This window comes from Deinococcus sp., from assembly GCF_030523985.1.
GTDB lineage: Bacteria > Deinococcota > Deinococci > Deinococcales > Deinococcaceae > Deinococcus.
The window spans coordinates 1-14,352 of sequence record NZ_JAUNHK010000072.1 but is presented as its reverse complement, the minus strand read 5'-3'; the positions used below and the strand labels follow the sequence as shown (position 1 = coordinate 14,352).

The window sequence follows — 14,352 nt, the reverse complement described above, 5'->3', positions numbered from 1 at the left end:
TCCACTTGAACCGCGTCCCGACTTCCCCCGCCATTTGCACCGGGTTCATGCCGCCGGGCGACCGCCTCTCTAGAATGCAGCCCTATGGCCTTGGACCGTTTTTTCCGCAGGCGCAAGCCCCAGCAGCAGACGGCGGCGGACCTGCCTGACCTGTGGACGCAGTGTCCTGCGTGCAAAGAAGGACTCTACAACCGCGAACTCGAACAGGAAGCCTATGTCTGCCCCAAGTGCGGCCACCACCTGCGGCTCGACGCCGGGCGGCGGGTCGAAGTGCTGGCCGACCCGGACAGTTTCCGGCAACTGTCGGGCCGGGTGTTTCCGGTAGACCCCCTTGAATTCACCGACACCGAGCCGTATGTCGAGCGCCTGCGCCGCGCCCAGAAAAAGACCGGGCGGCCCGACGCCATCCTGACCGGCAGCGCCACCATTCACGGGTTGCCCGTCACGCTGGCGGTCATGGACTTCGCCTTTTCCGGCGGCAGTATGGGCAGCGTGGTCGGTGAGGAAATCGCCCGCGCCGCCGAACATGCGGCCCAGACCCGCACGCCGCTGGTGCTGGTGGCGGCCAGCGGGGGGGCCAGAATGCAGGAAAGTGCGCTCTCGCTGATGCAGATGGCAAAAACCACCGTGGCCTTAGAAGGCCTGACCGACCGGGGCGTGCCTTATGTCAGCATCCTGACCGACCCGACCACCGGGGGCGTCACGGCCAGTTTCGCCACCATTGCCGACGTGATCGTGGCCGAGCCGGGCGCATTGATCGGTTTCGCTGGCCCCCGCGTCATTCAGCAGACCATTCGCCAGAGCCTTCCCGAAGGCTTCCAGCGGGCCGAATTCCTGCTGGAACACGGCATGGTGGACGATGTGGTGGACCGCCGCGAACACCGCCGCTACCTCGCCCGTTTGCTGGGCGTGCTGACCCGCCGGGAGGTGGGCGCATGACCAGCAGCGACACCGCCGCCACCCTGCGACAACTCGAAGCCCGCGTGCGCGACCTCGAACAGACGGCTCAGAGCACCGGGCAGAACCTGGACGCGGCCCTGGCCCCGCTGCGCCAGCAAATCGACACCCTGCGCCGCCAGCACGCCGAGCGGCTGACCCGCTGGGACCGCGTGCAACTGGCCCGCACCCCCGGACGCCCCACCGCGCTGGACTATGTGGAGCGGCTGTGCGAAGACTGGACCGAACTGCACGGCGACCGTAAATTTGGTGACGACCCGGCGCTCATCGGTGGCCCGGCCCGCTGGCAGGGTCGCCCGGTGATGCTGCTGCTTCAGCAAAAGGGCCGCGACACCAAGACCAAAATCAAGCGCCGATTCGGCAGTGCCAACCCCGAAGGCTACCGCAAGGCCATTCGCCTGATGGACCTCGCCGACCGCTTCGGCCTCCCTGTCGTGTCGCTGATTGACACCCAGGGGGCTTACCCTGGCCTGGAAGCCGAGGAACGCGGGCAGGGCTGGGCCATCGCGGAGAGCATCCAGCGTATGGTGCGGCTGCGCGTGCCTGCCGTCTGCGCCGTCATCGGTGAAGGCGGTTCGGGCGGGGCGCTCGCCATCGGGGTCGGCAACCGGGTGCTGATTCAGGAAAACGCCTGGTATTCGGTCATTTCCCCGGAAGGTGCCGCCAGCATCCTGTGGCGCGACGCGGCCCAGGCCCCCCACGCGGCGGAGGCGCTGCGGGTGACCGCTGGCGACCTGCTCGACCTCGGCATCGTGGAAGAAGTCATTCCCGAACCCGTCGGCGGGGCACACCTCGACATGAACCTCGCTGCCGAACAACTTGGTTCGGTGGTCAGCCGTCACCTTGACGAACTCGCCCGCCTTTCTCCTGACGAGTTGCGTGAGCAGCGGGCGGCCCGTTTCCGCTCGCTGGGAACCTACGAGGAACGCTAATCCATTGAACTGATCGGGGCTTGGGGTTGGGGGATGAAGGCTTGAGCTTTCGGCGCGAACCTTAACCCCCTTCCTGCATTGGACTCGCCAGATTCGCTTGTGCAGGGTCCGACTACTCGCCTGCCTACCTTCGGCGCTTGAAGGGATTCCAGTTCCAGCGTGGGGGGGCAGCGCTACGGGTCGCCTCGCTGGGGACAGGCACCGGGCTGGGCGGTGGGCTGGTCACTGAGGCATGACGCCCACTTTGCCGGGTCACGCCAGAGTCCTCTTCTTCGTCCTCGAACTGCTCTTCTTTGGGACTCTCGCCCAGAGCTTCGAGCAGGGCGCGGCGCAGCAGGTCGGCGCTGGGGCGCTCGTGGGGGCGCTTGGCGAAGGTGCGGTCGAGCAGACGCGTCAGCGGGCGCGGCAAGTCGGGACACAGTGAGGACAGCGGCGGCGGAAAGCGTGTGAGATGCGCGACCATCAATTCCTCGTAGCTATTTCCTGCAAAGGGCCGCTGCCCGGTCAGCAGTTCGTGCGCCATGACGCCCAGGCTGTAGACGTCACTGGCGCTGCTTGTCGACTCGCCGTGGTAGACCTCGGGCGCCATGTAGTAGGGGCTGCCGCTGGTCTTGGACCCCTGCGCGACGAAATAGGCGCTGCCCAGGTCGCCCAGCGCGGCGCGGCCCTCGGCCACATAGACGTTTTGCGGCTTGACGTCCTGATGCACGGCCCCCAGACGGTGCAGGTAGGTCAGCGCCGAGGCGATGTCGGCAAGAATCCGCAGCGCCTCGGGGGTCGGCAGGCGGGTCTGAAGATGGTCGCTGAGCGGGCCGCCGGGATAGTACTGGAGCGCCAGAAACGCCTGCGGGCCAAACGGCGTGCCCGCGTAGCCCCTCACCACATGGGGGTGGTGAAAGCGCAGGGTCAGACGCACTTCATTGCCGAACCGCTCGGCCGAGTCGTGCTGCTTGAGGGTGGAGGGCAGCGGCAGCTTGACCGCCACCTCTTTCCCGTCGGGGCCGGTGGCGAGGCGCACGTCGGAAGTGTTCCCCCGCCCGATAGAGCGGGAGAGACGAAAATCTTTGAGGGTCAGGGCTGGCTTCACTTTTTTCTCTCCCACAAGCGAGTGTACGCAGTTCAATGTCACACATGTCTGTCGTAGCGCAAGACAAAATGTCATGAAACCGGGGCGGGAACATGCCGACGACCGCACCGGAGCGGCGGGCTGGGGTATGCTGAACACGACATGAGTAACGCTTCTTCTACCGGTTCTTCCGGCGGTGCCGGGCGCGGACGCCTCCTGCTGTGGGTTGTCCTGGCCCTGACGCTGGTTCTGCTGTCTCTGGTCACGGCGACCGCCATTCGCAACAATCCCATCTACAGTGACCGCGAGGCCTACGGTATCAGCAAGTACCGTTTCATTGAGGAATGCCGTGAGCGCCTGCATACGCCCGGCACCCTGCCGCTGATGACGGGCATGGGCCAGATGACGCCGCTGGACGAGGCCGTCAAGGGCACGGGGGCCAAGAAGGCCAGCCAGGACCTTCAGGTCGAAACGGCTGCCAAACCGCAGGACATCGATTCGGGGCTGGTGGCCGACCCCGAGCAGGGCCTGCAACTCGCGCTGCCGGTCATGATTCAGCTCAAAGACCGCAACACTGGCGTGGTGACTCCGCTGGCCCCGGCCAATCTGCGCTGCACCTACGACAAGACCAAGCGGGGTGAGGAGCGTCTGGACGTGATGCTCGTTCCCGGAAGCTGACCTCAAGATTGTTCTACCCGTCTCCCCTTCGGCCCGGTGCTGAAGGGGAGTTTTGCTGCCCTAGCCGCACCGCTCAGCGCCGCCGCGAGAAGAGGCCGCTGCCCTCGTCGTTCTGGGTCAGGCTGCCGAATTTACCCATCTCGAACAGGGCGGCACTGAGCCATTCGGGCACCCGCTCGGTGAGGTGGCCCTGGGGCACCCAGATGGCCGATTTGAGGTCGGCGGGCTGGGGATTGAGAATGCCCGAGCAGTACTCGGTGCCGAAAATCAGGTTGAGGCGCGGCAGGGGCGAGTCGTCGCCGCGTGTGGTGTGGCTGCCCGCCAGACACAGGTCACCCACCGAGATACCGACCTGCGAAAGCAGCAGCCGACGCAGGGTACTTTCGACCACGCCCATACCGCTCTGACGAATGTCGAGCAGCGTGCCGGGCAAGCTCTGGGGGCCGCCGGGCAGCAGCAGGCGGTGGGGCCGCACCAGCAGAATGTCGGCGTGACGGCGCACCAAGGCGAAGACGCCCACCTGATAGGTGGGAACCGGGAGCTGAGTTCCATCCACAGTGTTCATGCAGTCCTACTCCAATCCGGGGGCCAGGGCTGGCCCGCAGCTTCCGTGCAGGATATAGCGATTCATGGGCCGACTACCTCTCTTCCGGAAGGGGCCGTCGCAGCGGGGGGCATAGAGGCACCGCCGACAGCCGCTCGGCCAGCTCGAACAGCGCCCCGTCGTGGGCCGGGCTGCACCATGCGGGCGACTGCACCAGGAGGAGCGAGGTCACGTCCTGCACTGGGGGCCAGCCTGCACCGGGTTGTTCCTGCCGGGTCAGTGTCACCCGCCCGGCCAGTTCGGGGAGCAGGCGGGGCGCGATTTCCTCCCTGGTGCGCGGCAGGTCGTACCCCTCGGCCACCGGGAGGCCCGCGTGCCACCAGGGATAGAGGCAGGTGTAGCGCCGCACCAGTCCCGCCGCCAGCCCCAGTCCGGCCCAGTTGCCGGGACGCAGCCGCGCCGCGTCACCGCTGAAACTCACCAGGTCGTGGTGGGAATCCACATTCAGCACGTCCTGACCGGGAAAATTTTGCAACCAGGCCCAGGCGTCGGCGTGGCTGAGGGTGATAAAGGTGGGCACGCCCGCGTAGTCCAGCAGCTTTTGCCAGCCGTCGTAGAGCGGAAAATCGGGTTCCAGATCGGCCCACGCTGTACCACCGCGCCGCCGCCGCCGCTCGTGCCAGAGGGCCAGCCGGTCGGCCTCACGGTCAGGAGTGCCCCAGATGGGCGCGTCGAACACCAGTTCACGGGTGCCCGAAAAGGCGTCCCAGTCCACCGACAGCAGCATGGGAGGGAGTCTAAGGGTTGCCGCCCGCCCCTGTACACTCGGGCCATGCGCCTCCACGTCGGTCAGCCCGTTCCCCCGTTTCAGGCCCGCAGTGACCAGGGCGAGGCGCTGGGTCCGGCCACCCTGCGGGGCCACTGGGCGGTGCTGCACTTCTATGGCAAGCCCGAGGAGGCCAGCGGGCCGCTTCAGGACTTTGAAGCCGCCCAGCCCGAATTAGAGCGGCTGGGGGCGAGGGTCGTGGGCATCGGCGCGGGCACCGAGGCGGAGCAGGCCAGATGGCGCGAGCGGCTGGGTCTCACCTTCGCGCTGATTCCCGACGGTGACGGCGCAGTGGCGCGGGCCTTCGGACTGGGCGGGCTGGGGACGCGGCTGATGCCCCGAGCGCGGCGACAGCAGACCTTCCTCATCACTCCAGAGGGGCAGGTGAGTCACCACTGGGGGCGAATCGAGGCCAGGGAACACGCCGGGGCCGTGCTGGAGACTCTGCGCCTGAAAGTCGGGGAGGCCGGGGCTTGAACGATTTGCTGACCCCGCTACGCGTCTACAGCGGGCGGGCCGTGCTGGTGGGTGTGTCCGGGGGGGCCGACTCGGTGGCGCTGCTGCGGGCGCTGCTGGAGGTGGGGGCGCAGCCGACCGCCGCCCATCTCGACCACGCCCTGCGGCCCGACTCGGCGCAGGACGCGGCCTGGGTACGCGAACTGGGCGCGGGGCTGGGCGTGCCCGTGCAGGTGGCCCGCATAGACGTGGGCCGCATCGCCGCCCAGAAGGGCTGGAATCTGGAGGACGCGGCGCGGCGGCTGCGTTACGACTTTTTGCACCGGGCAGCGCGGCAAAGCGGCAGCGAAGTCATCCTGACCGCCCACACCCGGCGCGACCAGGCCGAGACGGTGCTGCTGGAACTGCTGCGCGGCGAGGGGCGGCTGCGCGGCATCGCCCCGGTGCGGGGCCGGGTGGAGCGGCCCTGGCTGGACGCAGCGCGGGCCGACCTCGAAGCGTACCTGCGAACACTGGGCCAGGACTGGCGCGAGGACGCGACGAACGACGACCCCCACTTCGCCCGCGCCTGGCTGCGGCGCGAGGTGATGCCTGTCCTGCTCGCCCGCTTTCCTGCCGCCGAGGTGACCCTGAGCCGGGTGGCCCGGTTCTGGGCCGAGGACGACGAGGCGCTGACTCGGCAAGCCGCGCAATTGAACCCGCACACGCCGCTGGAACGGCAACCGCCCGCCGTGCTGCGGCGCTGGCTGGCCGAAGAACTGCGGGCGGCGGGGCTGGACTTCGGCAGCGAACATCTGGCCGACCTCGCCGGGGCGCTGCGCTCGGGCCAGACCCGGCATCTGACCCTGCCAGGCGGCGCGGACGTGTCGGTGACGGGGGGCCGCCTCTGGACCCAATCACGCCGGTCTGAGACACAGGATTGGCCCGAACCCGATTTTTCTTTTCCTCAGGGGTGGCAGCGGCGCACCCGGCAGCCCGGCGACCGCATCTGGCTTTCGGGAGGTCGGCGCAAGCTGAGCGACGTGCTGACCGACCTGCATCTGCCCCGCGCCGAGCGTGACCGGGTGCCGCTGCTGGTGGACGCCGCTGGCGCAGTGCAGTGGGTGGGCACGTCGCCCCCGCTGTGGGCGGTAGGCGCACGGGAACAGACCGACGCCGCGCCTGACCCGCTCTACGCAGCGATGGGCGAAGCACTCGCGCTGGCCCGCGAAGCCGCCGCCGAACTCGAAGTTCCGGTGGGAGCGGTGGTGGTCAGCGCCGACGGGCAAATCGTCGGACGGGGGCGCAACACCTCGCGCCGGGGCGGTGACATGACCCGCCACGCCGAACTCGCCGCGCTGCGCGAAGCGTCACGGACGGTCGGGCCCTACCTGACCGACTGCACGCTGGTCGTGACGCTCGAACCCTGCCCGATGTGTCTGGGCGCGGCCCTGGAAGCCCGTATCGGGCGGGTCGTCTATGGGGCCGACAATCCCAAAGCGGGCGCCCTTGGGGGCGTCACCGACCTCCTCGCCCAGCACTGGGGCTGGCGTCCGCAGGTGCAGCGCGGCGTGCGGGCAGGCGAGGCGGCGCGGCTGCTGCGGGACGTGTTCAGGCAGGTGAGGCAGGGAGGCCATGAGCCGTGAACGGGGGTCGAGCCATCCGCCTTTCCCCCAACCTCCCTCACTCCCCGAAGGCCGAAACTCCAGCTTCGCGCAGCAGCCGCAGCACCAGCGCCAGCGGAAAGCCGACGATGTTGGAATAGTCGCCCTCAACCCGCTCGATCAGCGCCATGCCGACGCCCTGAATGCCGTAGCCGCCTGCCTTGTCCAGCCCCTCGCCGCTGCGGGCGTAGAACTGCACTTCTCCCTCGCTGAGCTGCCGGAAGGTCACGTCGGTGCGCTCGACATCGCTGCTTTCCCCGGCAGGCGCCACGACGCACACTCCGGTGTAGACCTGCTGGGTGCGGCCCGACTGCTGGCGCAGGAAATCGGCATTCTGGGCGGCGTCGGCGGGTTTGGCGAGCAGGGTGTCACCCAGGGCCACCACCGTGTCGGCGGCGATGACCACCGCGTCCGGGTGGGCGGCAGCGACGGCGCGGGCCTTGAGTTGCCCCAGTTCAAGGGCCAGGGCTGCCGGGTCGGTTTCATGGCTGTCCTCGGCCTCACCGCTGACGACCACCTCGAACTCGACGCCCAGGTTACGGAGCAGTTCGCGGCGGCGCGGGCTGCCCGACGCCAGAATCACCTTGGGCATATGTTGCGGCGCAGACATCAGTATCCGGCCCCGTTGCTTTGCCCCGACACCAGGCCCACGCCGCCCGACGTGCCCAGTCGGGTCGCGCCTGCCGCGATCATGGCTTCGGCGTCGGCGGGGGTTCGGACGCCGCCCGCCGCCTTGATCTGCACCTGCCGCTGCGGGGCGCACGCGGCGATGACCTCGGCCATCAGGGCCACGTCCTGCGGCGTCGCTCCGCCTGTGCCGAACCCGGTGCTCGTCTTGACGAAGTCGGCCCCCGCCCGCACGGCGGCGCGGGTGGCGTGGCGTTTCTGGTCGTCGTTGAGGTAACAGGTTTCGATAATGACTTTGAGCACCTGTTCCGGCACGGCCTGACGCACGGCGCGAATGTCGGCCTCGACCGTGTCCCAGTCGCCAGCCAGCGCCGCGCCGATGTGAATGACCATGTCAATCTCGTCGGCTCCGGCTTCGGCGCTCAGCCGCGCTTCGACGGCCTTCTGGTCGGGCGTGAGGGCACCCAGCGGAAAGCCGCAGACCGTCGCCACCTTGACGCCGCTCTCCCCCAGCATCGCTTTGGCCTGGGCCACGTAAGCCGGGTTGACGCAGACGGCATAGAAGCCGTGGGTGGCGGCCTCCTGGCAAAGCGTCTGGATGTCGGCGGGGGTAGCGGTGGCCTTGAGCAGCGTGTGGTCAATGTAGGGGGCGAGGTTCATGAGGGGAGTTTAGCCCGCTTTGGCTTTGGCGGGCAGAGCCGAAAAGGTCGTGCCTCAACTCCCCTTTTTTCATATAAAAAGAAATGTAGCGAGTTCAGGGTTGGGCTTCAGTGCTCCCCTCCTTCTCCGCCGACTGCGCCCGCGCCTCCAGCATCCTCTTGGCGGCGTTGACGGCACTCAGGGCTGCTGGAACTCCGGCATAAATCGCCACCTGATGAAAGACGTTGCTGAGGTCCCCCTCGCTGACGCCCGTGTTCGCGGTGGCCCGTAGATGGCCTTCGAGTTCGCGCTCGCGGCCCAGCGCGGCCAGAATGCCGATGGTAATCATGTGGCGCTCACGGTCGGTCAGTCCCTCACGGCCCCAGACCGCGCCCCAGGCGTACTCGGTCATAAAGCGCTGAAAGTCAGCCCCGAACGCGTCCTCGCCCCCCGCAAAAGCCCGCTCCACGAACTCGGCACCCATGACGGTGCGGCGTTTGCTCAGCCCCTGCTCGAACATTTCCTGCGACATGTCCTCAGCGTAGGACGCGGCCCAAAGTGCTGGAGCTGGCAGTTCTAGACTCTGAATATGCAAACGGAACACACTCCCCAGCGCCTCATGGCGGTCTTCGCCCACCCCGACGACGAAATCGGCTGTATCGGCACGCTCGCCAAACACGCCCGGCGCGGCGACGAGGTGCTGCTGGTCTGGACGACCCTGGGCGAACTCGCCAGCCAGTTCGGGGACACCCCGCATGAGGAGGTGCGGCGGGTGCGGCGTGAACACGGGGCCTGGGTCGCCCGGACCATCGGGGCGAACTATCACTTTTTCGACATGGGCGACAGCCGGATGACGGGCGGGCGGGCCGAAGCCCTGCAACTTGCCCGCCTCTACGCCACCTTTCGCCCGCACGCCGTCCTCACCTGGAGCGACGACCACCCGCACCCCGACCACCGCATGACCGCCAAAATCGCTTTCGATGCCATCACCCTGGCCCGTATTCCCAAAATCATCAACGAAGCAGGGGTAGAGCGGACTGTGGCCCCGGCACCCGACCTAGGCGGAGCGGCGGCCATCAGCAGCGGTGAAGACCTCCAGCGGCTGGACGCGTGGCGCGAACCGGTGCGCTTTTACCAGTACCACGCCCCTGCCAGCCCCTATCCCGAAGTTTTCGTGGACACCAGCGACACGGCTGACGTTGCCGCCGAGGTGATGGCTTTTTATCAGGCGTTCTACGGCTGGGCCTGGACCCCGGAACAGTTCCGGGCGGCGCGGGCGCAGGTGGGGCGGCTGTGCGGCGCCGCCGAGGCCGAGCGCTTCAACCTGCGGGCCAGCCACCTGCGGGCGCAGGCTTATCTGGACTGAGCCGAGAACCGCACTCCCCCCCTCCTCCTGCACCGGATGAGGGCAGGCCGCGCAGAGTTCTCACCTTGCCCCCCTATGCTCGTCGGTGCTATGTCGTCTCGCCGCGCCCTCCTTCCTCTGCTGCTGTTGTTGGGCCTGGGCAGTGCCGGGCAGGGCAATACGGCGGGGGTCAGCGAGCCGACTCTGCCCGGCACCATCGCAGCGCGGATGGCGGCGCTGCTGCCTGCTTCCGATACGCACGCGCAGGTGATGAAACTGGGGTCACAGATTGCGACGCTCAACCTTCAGCAGCGCGTGACCAGCATGGGCGGCAGCCCGGCGGCGCTCAAGACCGTGTTGGCCTCGGCGGCGCGGGGGCAGGTGCCGACCTACGACGCCCGGCTCGGCATCAGCCGCGAGGAATTCGGGCGCTATCTGGCGTTCCAGCCGGTGCTGCTGCCCACCGGCAAGACGCTGAAACTTTCGCTCCTGCGAACCGGGCAGCGCGTCACCCTGCTTGACCAGGCCAGCAATCCGGCGGTGCTGCGCGGGCTGGTTTTCGACCTTAAAACCGGCGAGGTGGAGGTGCCCGAGGGCTTTACCTTCCGGCCCACCGCGCTGCCCGCCAGCACCGCCAAGGACCGCAGCATCGACCTGCGCGGCGGCGTGCAGTGGAACATGCGCGGCTACGACCCCATCAGCCAGAACGGGATTCGTGGGCAGCTCAGCCTGTACCAGCTCGGCAACGGTCAGGTGCTGCTGAGTTATGACCGCACCAACATGCTGCGCGGCGTGCCCGGCGAGCGGGCCGAATTGCTGATTACTTACCCGCGCTGAGGGTGTCGCTTCCTGACAGTTCGGGCGGCACTTCCAGCACGGCCAGGGCGTCGGTGACGCGCAGCGGCAGTTCCCCGGCGAGCGGATGCAGCGCCAGCAGAACCTCACGCGGAGCCGGGTGTCGGCTTTCCAGTGCCCGCCCGGCCTCGTACCAGATGCCCCGCCGGAAGGGGTGCAGCGCCGGGTCGTCCAGCGCCTGCCGCAGTCCGGTCAGCACCTCCGGGGCTCGGGCTGGGTTCTCGGTGAGTTCGGCCCAGACCTCAATCGCCAGAATCTGCGCCACCAACCCCGGCTCTGATTCACCCACACCGGGCAGCCCCTGCCGCACCCGCCGCAGCAGTGCGTAAGTGCGCCCCAGTTCGCCAAGCGCCGCCGCCGGGTCCCCCAGGCGCACGTAGGCTTCGGCCCGCAGCGCCCGCGCCTGGGCCTCGGTGTAGGGGTGGTCGGTCATCTCCAGCGCCCGTTCCAGCCGCTCCAGCGCCTGCCGGGGGTCGGGCTGCGCCAGCGCATAGGAAAGCTGCATATCGAAGGTCAGCACCTGTTCACGGTCGCTGTCGCCCACTTCGGCTTGCAGCAAGTGGTTGAGCAGGTCGCGGGCGTGAGCGAGGTCGGGGTGGTCCTGCTCCGGGCCGCCCAGCGGTTGCAGGTAGGGCCGCCCCCGCCCCCGCGTCAGGTAGGCCAGGGCGACGCGGTAGTGGGTGCGGCGCACGCGGTAGGCGATTTCGGCGCGGCGGCCCCCGCTCTGGCGCAGCAGCAGCAGGGTTTCGGCGGCCTGGGCCAGCGCCTCGTCCGTTCGGCCCAGGGCCAGCAGCACGGGCAGGCGCTCGGACAGCAGGCGGGCACGCGGCACCAGGTCTGCCGACGGGCGAGGGTCGGGCGGCAACAGGTCGAGGGCCTGTCCGAACAGGTGCAGCGCGGCCTGCGGACGACCCAGCCGCCGCTGGGCGGTTCCGGCGCGGGCCAGCACGCGGGCCTGTTCCTCGGCATTGGCCCCGGCCTGGGCCAGCCGCTGCGCCGCGTCGGTCAGCGAGAGCAGCGCCGCTCCCGGTTGCCCCAGCCGCAGCCGCAGGTCGCCTTCCTGGTAAAGGGCGCGGGCCGAGAGCAGGGGGCTGCTTTGGGGCACGGCTGCCAGCTCGTCCAGCGCCTCTGCCCAGCGCCCGGCGTCCTTGGCGACCAGCCCGCGCCACAGCCGCGCACGCGGGCCGGAGCGGGCCGTGCGCGGGTCGTTCACGGCGGCGGTGGCTCCCTTCAGGTCTCCCTGCCAGCGGGCCAGCGCCGCCTGCACCAGCAGCCCGTCGGCCTGCGCCGCCAGTGCCCAGTCGTCGGGCCGGGTCAGCGCCGCGAGCTGCGGCAATCCCGCCTTGTCGAGTTGCATCTGAGCCGCCCCGAAATTGCCCGCGTCCAGACTGCTCTCGGCCAGCTTGACCCTGGCCCAGGCGTGGGCCGCGCCCTCCGATTCGAGCAGCACGAACAGGGCGTCACGGGCGGCGGGGTCGTGGTATTCGCCGCGCCCGGAATGGTGGGTGACCACGGCGCGGGCCAGCGTCTCGCGGGCAGGCGAGGTGGCCCCGTCACGAATGCGTTTCCAGAGCAGAGGCAAAAAGCGGGCGTCGTCCGGCGCAGCTTCCAGATGCCGCACCAGAGCGTCCCAGTCGCCCAGCGCGGTCAGGGCCGCGAGTCGGTAAGCCGCCAGTTCGGGCAAACCGGTCTGCTTTTGCGTCAGTTGCACGAAGCGCCGCGCCGTCGCCTGCACCTCTGTGGGCGGCAGCAGCGGGAGCGCCTGCCACAGCGCGGCACTGGGCTGCCATCCCATGACCCCCCCGTTTTGCGTCTCGGGGACGCCCTCCGGCGCGTGCAGCAGACTGCGGGCATGCAGGGGCAGCGCCGAAACAGGTGCGCCCAGCGCCGCTTCCAGAACTGCCGCCGGAAGAACCGGGGGCTGCGCTCCGTCCTTGCCCTGGCTCCGGGGCGTCATGCCGGTCAGGGCCGAAACCGCGCAGGCCAGCCGCCGCACGTCGGGGTCGGCCAGCAACTGCGCCGAGTCGCCGCCCGCACCGGCGAGCAGCGCCAGACGGTCGAGGTGGCGTCCGGTCTCGCGGGCGAGCTGGTCGGCCACCGAGCGCGGCACGCCGAGCTGCGCCATCAGGTAGGCCCGCGCCTCGGTCAGGGTGGGAAGCTGCAACTCGGTGACCTCCCCCGCCCACGCGGGCCAACCCTGGACATCTTCCAGCGCGAAGAGGGCCGCCACCCCCGGCGGAAGCTGACGCCCCAGCACCTCAGCCGTCCAGGCCGCAGGCGTGGTGGGCGTGCCGTCGGGCAGGCGGGGCGGGTCGCCCGCGAAGTGCAGGCTGGAGGTCACGCGCACGAGCAGCACACTGCCCACACCCAGGTCGGCGGGCGGCAACACGGCCCGCAGCGCCTCGACCTGCCGGGCCGCCAGCGAAGCGAACGAACGGTCCGGCATTTTCCGCAGTTCCGGCGTCTGTCCCAGCAGGTCGCCCTGAATGTTCAGGCGGCGCACGGGCACGCCCGCCTCGCGCAGCGCCGTCGCCAACTGGTCGAGCAGCACGGTTTTGCCTGCTCCGGCGCGGCCCGACACTGCCAGCCGGGGGCTACGGCCACTGCGTACCGCCGCCAGAAACTGCTTGTAGACCCTCTTTTTGCTGCGGCCCAGCAGTTCCATCTCGGCAGGAAGGGGCGCTGCCTGACCCGGAAGCTGAAGGGTCAGGCTGATTCCCGCTTCGTCGGCGAGTTCGTGCAGCACCTCCGAGAGCAGCCGCTTGTCTGCCACCGTGCCCACGTCGCGGTAGACGATGTTACGCAGGGACGCCGGGTTGCCGCCCCGCGCCTTCATTTCGGCTTCAAGCCAGCGCAGACTGCCCCGCTGCGGCCCCGACCCGGTCTGCGGGGGTAGGTGGGCGCGCAACTGAGCGAGCGCCGTTTTCCAGTCCATGTCGGCAGCCTAGCACCGCGTTCCTGACCTCATGGACCGAGTTCAGAACAGACCGGGATAGACGTACCTGACGAACCCGTCAGACTTGGGCGACACGAATGTGTATACTCGGTCCAGTTTTCCAAAACATCATTCTGTCCAACCCCCCTAACCCTGGCCCAGGCGCCGACGTGTCGCGCCGCTCTGTGCCCGCTTCTCCGGAGGAATCCCATGAACAAGACCCTGAAACTGTCCGCCGTCCTTGCCCTCGCCCTCGCTCTGCCCGTCGCCAGCGCCCAGTCGCTCCAGGCCGCCCAGGACCTCTACAACCAGGGCAAGTGGCAAGAAGCCGCTAACGCCGCCGCCGCCCTGAAGACCAGCGCCGGATACGCCCTGGCCGCCGAAGCCACCACCAACGGAGCCGGACTCGTGGCCGACGCCCAGAAGAAGGCGCTGTTCACCAAGGCCCAGGAGTACGCCACCCAGGCCATCGCCGCCGACAAGAACAACGCCGACGCCTACTTCGAACTCGCCCGTGCGCAGGGCCGCCTCGCCCAGTTCAGCGGCATCCTCCAGAGCCTCGGCATGGCGAAAGACATGAAGAAGAACCTCGACACCGCCATCAAGCTCAACCCCAACATGGCCTCGGCCTACGTCGCGCTGGGCCTGTGGAACGCTAACCTCGCCGCCAAGGGCTTCGCCGCGACCGCCGCTACCGGAGCCAACAAGAGCCAGGTCGTCCCCAACTTCGAGAAGGCCGTCAAGCTCGACCCCAACACCCCGGCCCACCGCCTCGAATACGGCAACGCCCTGCTCGCCATCGGTGACAAGGCTGGTGCCAAGGCACAGTTCCAGAAGGCCGCCAGCATG

The 14,352-nt window shown here is 68.9% G+C and carries 15 protein-coding genes; 8 read left to right on the top strand and 7 right to left on the bottom strand.

The features are described from left to right. The first annotated feature begins 84 nt into the window (after positions 1–84). Together accD and Q4C89_RS10650 are read left to right on the top strand one after the other, a co-directional pair. Positions 85–939, top strand: a complete 855-nt coding sequence (accD, locus tag Q4C89_RS10655) for an acetyl-CoA carboxylase, carboxyltransferase subunit beta (RefSeq protein WP_303102592.1) — start codon at positions 85–87, stop codon at positions 937–939. Further along, positions 936–1,889 (top strand): acetyl-CoA carboxylase carboxyltransferase subunit alpha, encoded by a 954-nt coding sequence (locus Q4C89_RS10650; protein ID WP_303102591.1) that lies wholly within the window; start codon positions 936–938, stop codon positions 1,887–1,889. The genes accD and Q4C89_RS10650 overlap by 4 nt, the downstream gene beginning before the upstream one ends. A 124-nt stretch (positions 1,890–2,013) precedes the next feature. Here Q4C89_RS10650 and Q4C89_RS10645 read toward each other — a convergent pair whose 3' ends face one another. Continuing rightward, complete coding sequence (locus Q4C89_RS10645; protein ID WP_303102590.1) at positions 2,014–2,976, bottom strand: serine/threonine-protein kinase; 963 nt, start codon at positions 2,974–2,976, stop codon at positions 2,014–2,016. Positions 2,977–3,117: 141 nt separating this feature from the next. Here Q4C89_RS10645 and Q4C89_RS10640 point away from each other — a divergent pair, with 141 nt between their 5' ends. Beyond that, positions 3,118–3,633 (top strand): hypothetical protein, encoded by a 516-nt coding sequence (locus tag Q4C89_RS10640; protein WP_303102589.1) that lies wholly within the window; start codon positions 3,118–3,120, stop codon positions 3,631–3,633. Between the two features lie 73 nt (positions 3,634–3,706). On the opposite strand, the gene Q4C89_RS10635 is transcribed toward Q4C89_RS10640, so the two are convergent. Beyond that, the gene (locus tag Q4C89_RS10635; protein ID WP_303102588.1) at positions 3,707–4,198 is read right to left on the bottom strand and encodes an NUDIX hydrolase; all 492 of its coding nucleotides are present in this window, start codon (positions 4,196–4,198) and stop codon (positions 3,707–3,709) included. 73 nt (positions 4,199–4,271) lie between these two features. Continuing rightward, on the bottom strand, positions 4,272–4,964 hold the full coding sequence (locus Q4C89_RS10630) for an arginase (RefSeq protein WP_303102587.1): 693 nt from the start codon (positions 4,962–4,964) through the stop codon (positions 4,272–4,274). Positions 4,965–5,009: 45 nt separating this feature from the next. On the opposite strand from Q4C89_RS10630, the gene Q4C89_RS10625 reads away from it, so the two are divergent. Both Q4C89_RS10625 and tilS read left to right on the top strand, forming a co-directional pair. After that, positions 5,010–5,480, top strand: a complete 471-nt coding sequence (locus Q4C89_RS10625; protein WP_303102586.1) for a peroxiredoxin — start codon at positions 5,010–5,012, stop codon at positions 5,478–5,480. Continuing rightward, positions 5,477–7,084: a tRNA lysidine(34) synthetase TilS gene (tilS, locus tag Q4C89_RS10620; protein WP_303102585.1), complete on the top strand. Its 1,608-nt coding sequence runs from the start codon at positions 5,477–5,479 to the stop codon at positions 7,082–7,084. Before Q4C89_RS10625 ends, tilS begins: the two co-directional genes overlap by 4 nt. Before the next feature lie 37 nt (positions 7,085–7,121). Here the strand turns inward: tilS and Q4C89_RS10615 are convergent, their stop codons facing one another. The 3 genes from Q4C89_RS10615 to pcaC all read right to left on the bottom strand — a co-directional run bounded on the left by Q4C89_RS10615 (position 7,122) and on the right by pcaC (position 8,900). After that, entirely contained in the window at positions 7,122–7,712 is a 591-nt protein-coding gene (locus Q4C89_RS10615) for a Maf family nucleotide pyrophosphatase (protein ID WP_303102584.1), read from the bottom strand. Further along, positions 7,712–8,389 (bottom strand): deoxyribose-phosphate aldolase, encoded by a 678-nt coding sequence (gene deoC / locus Q4C89_RS10610; RefSeq protein ID WP_303102583.1) that lies wholly within the window; start codon positions 8,387–8,389, stop codon positions 7,712–7,714. Before deoC ends, Q4C89_RS10615 begins: the two co-directional genes overlap by 1 nt. A gap of 94 nt (positions 8,390–8,483) precedes the next feature. After that, positions 8,484–8,900 (bottom strand): 4-carboxymuconolactone decarboxylase, encoded by a 417-nt coding sequence (pcaC, locus tag Q4C89_RS10605; protein ID WP_303102582.1) that lies wholly within the window; start codon positions 8,898–8,900, stop codon positions 8,484–8,486. A gap of 57 nt (positions 8,901–8,957) precedes the next feature. Between pcaC and Q4C89_RS10600 the strand changes: the two genes are divergently transcribed. Next, positions 8,958–9,734 (top strand): PIG-L deacetylase family protein, encoded by a 777-nt coding sequence (locus Q4C89_RS10600; protein WP_303102581.1) that lies wholly within the window; start codon positions 8,958–8,960, stop codon positions 9,732–9,734. Positions 9,735–9,824: 90 nt separating this feature from the next. After that, positions 9,825–10,550: a hypothetical protein gene (locus Q4C89_RS10595; protein ID WP_303102580.1), complete on the top strand. Its 726-nt coding sequence runs from the start codon at positions 9,825–9,827 to the stop codon at positions 10,548–10,550. Here Q4C89_RS10595 and Q4C89_RS10590 read toward each other — a convergent pair. Next, positions 10,534–13,503, bottom strand: coding sequence for a DUF853 family protein (locus Q4C89_RS10590; RefSeq protein ID WP_303102579.1), 2,970 nt, complete (start codon positions 13,501–13,503; stop codon positions 10,534–10,536). The two genes, Q4C89_RS10595 and Q4C89_RS10590, sit on opposite strands and share 17 nt — an antisense overlap. A gap of 210 nt (positions 13,504–13,713) precedes the next feature. On the opposite strand from Q4C89_RS10590, the gene Q4C89_RS10585 reads away from it, so the two are divergent. After that, positions 13,714–14,352: hypothetical protein (locus tag Q4C89_RS10585; RefSeq protein WP_303102578.1), on the top strand; the 639-nt coding region annotated here is incomplete at its 3' end.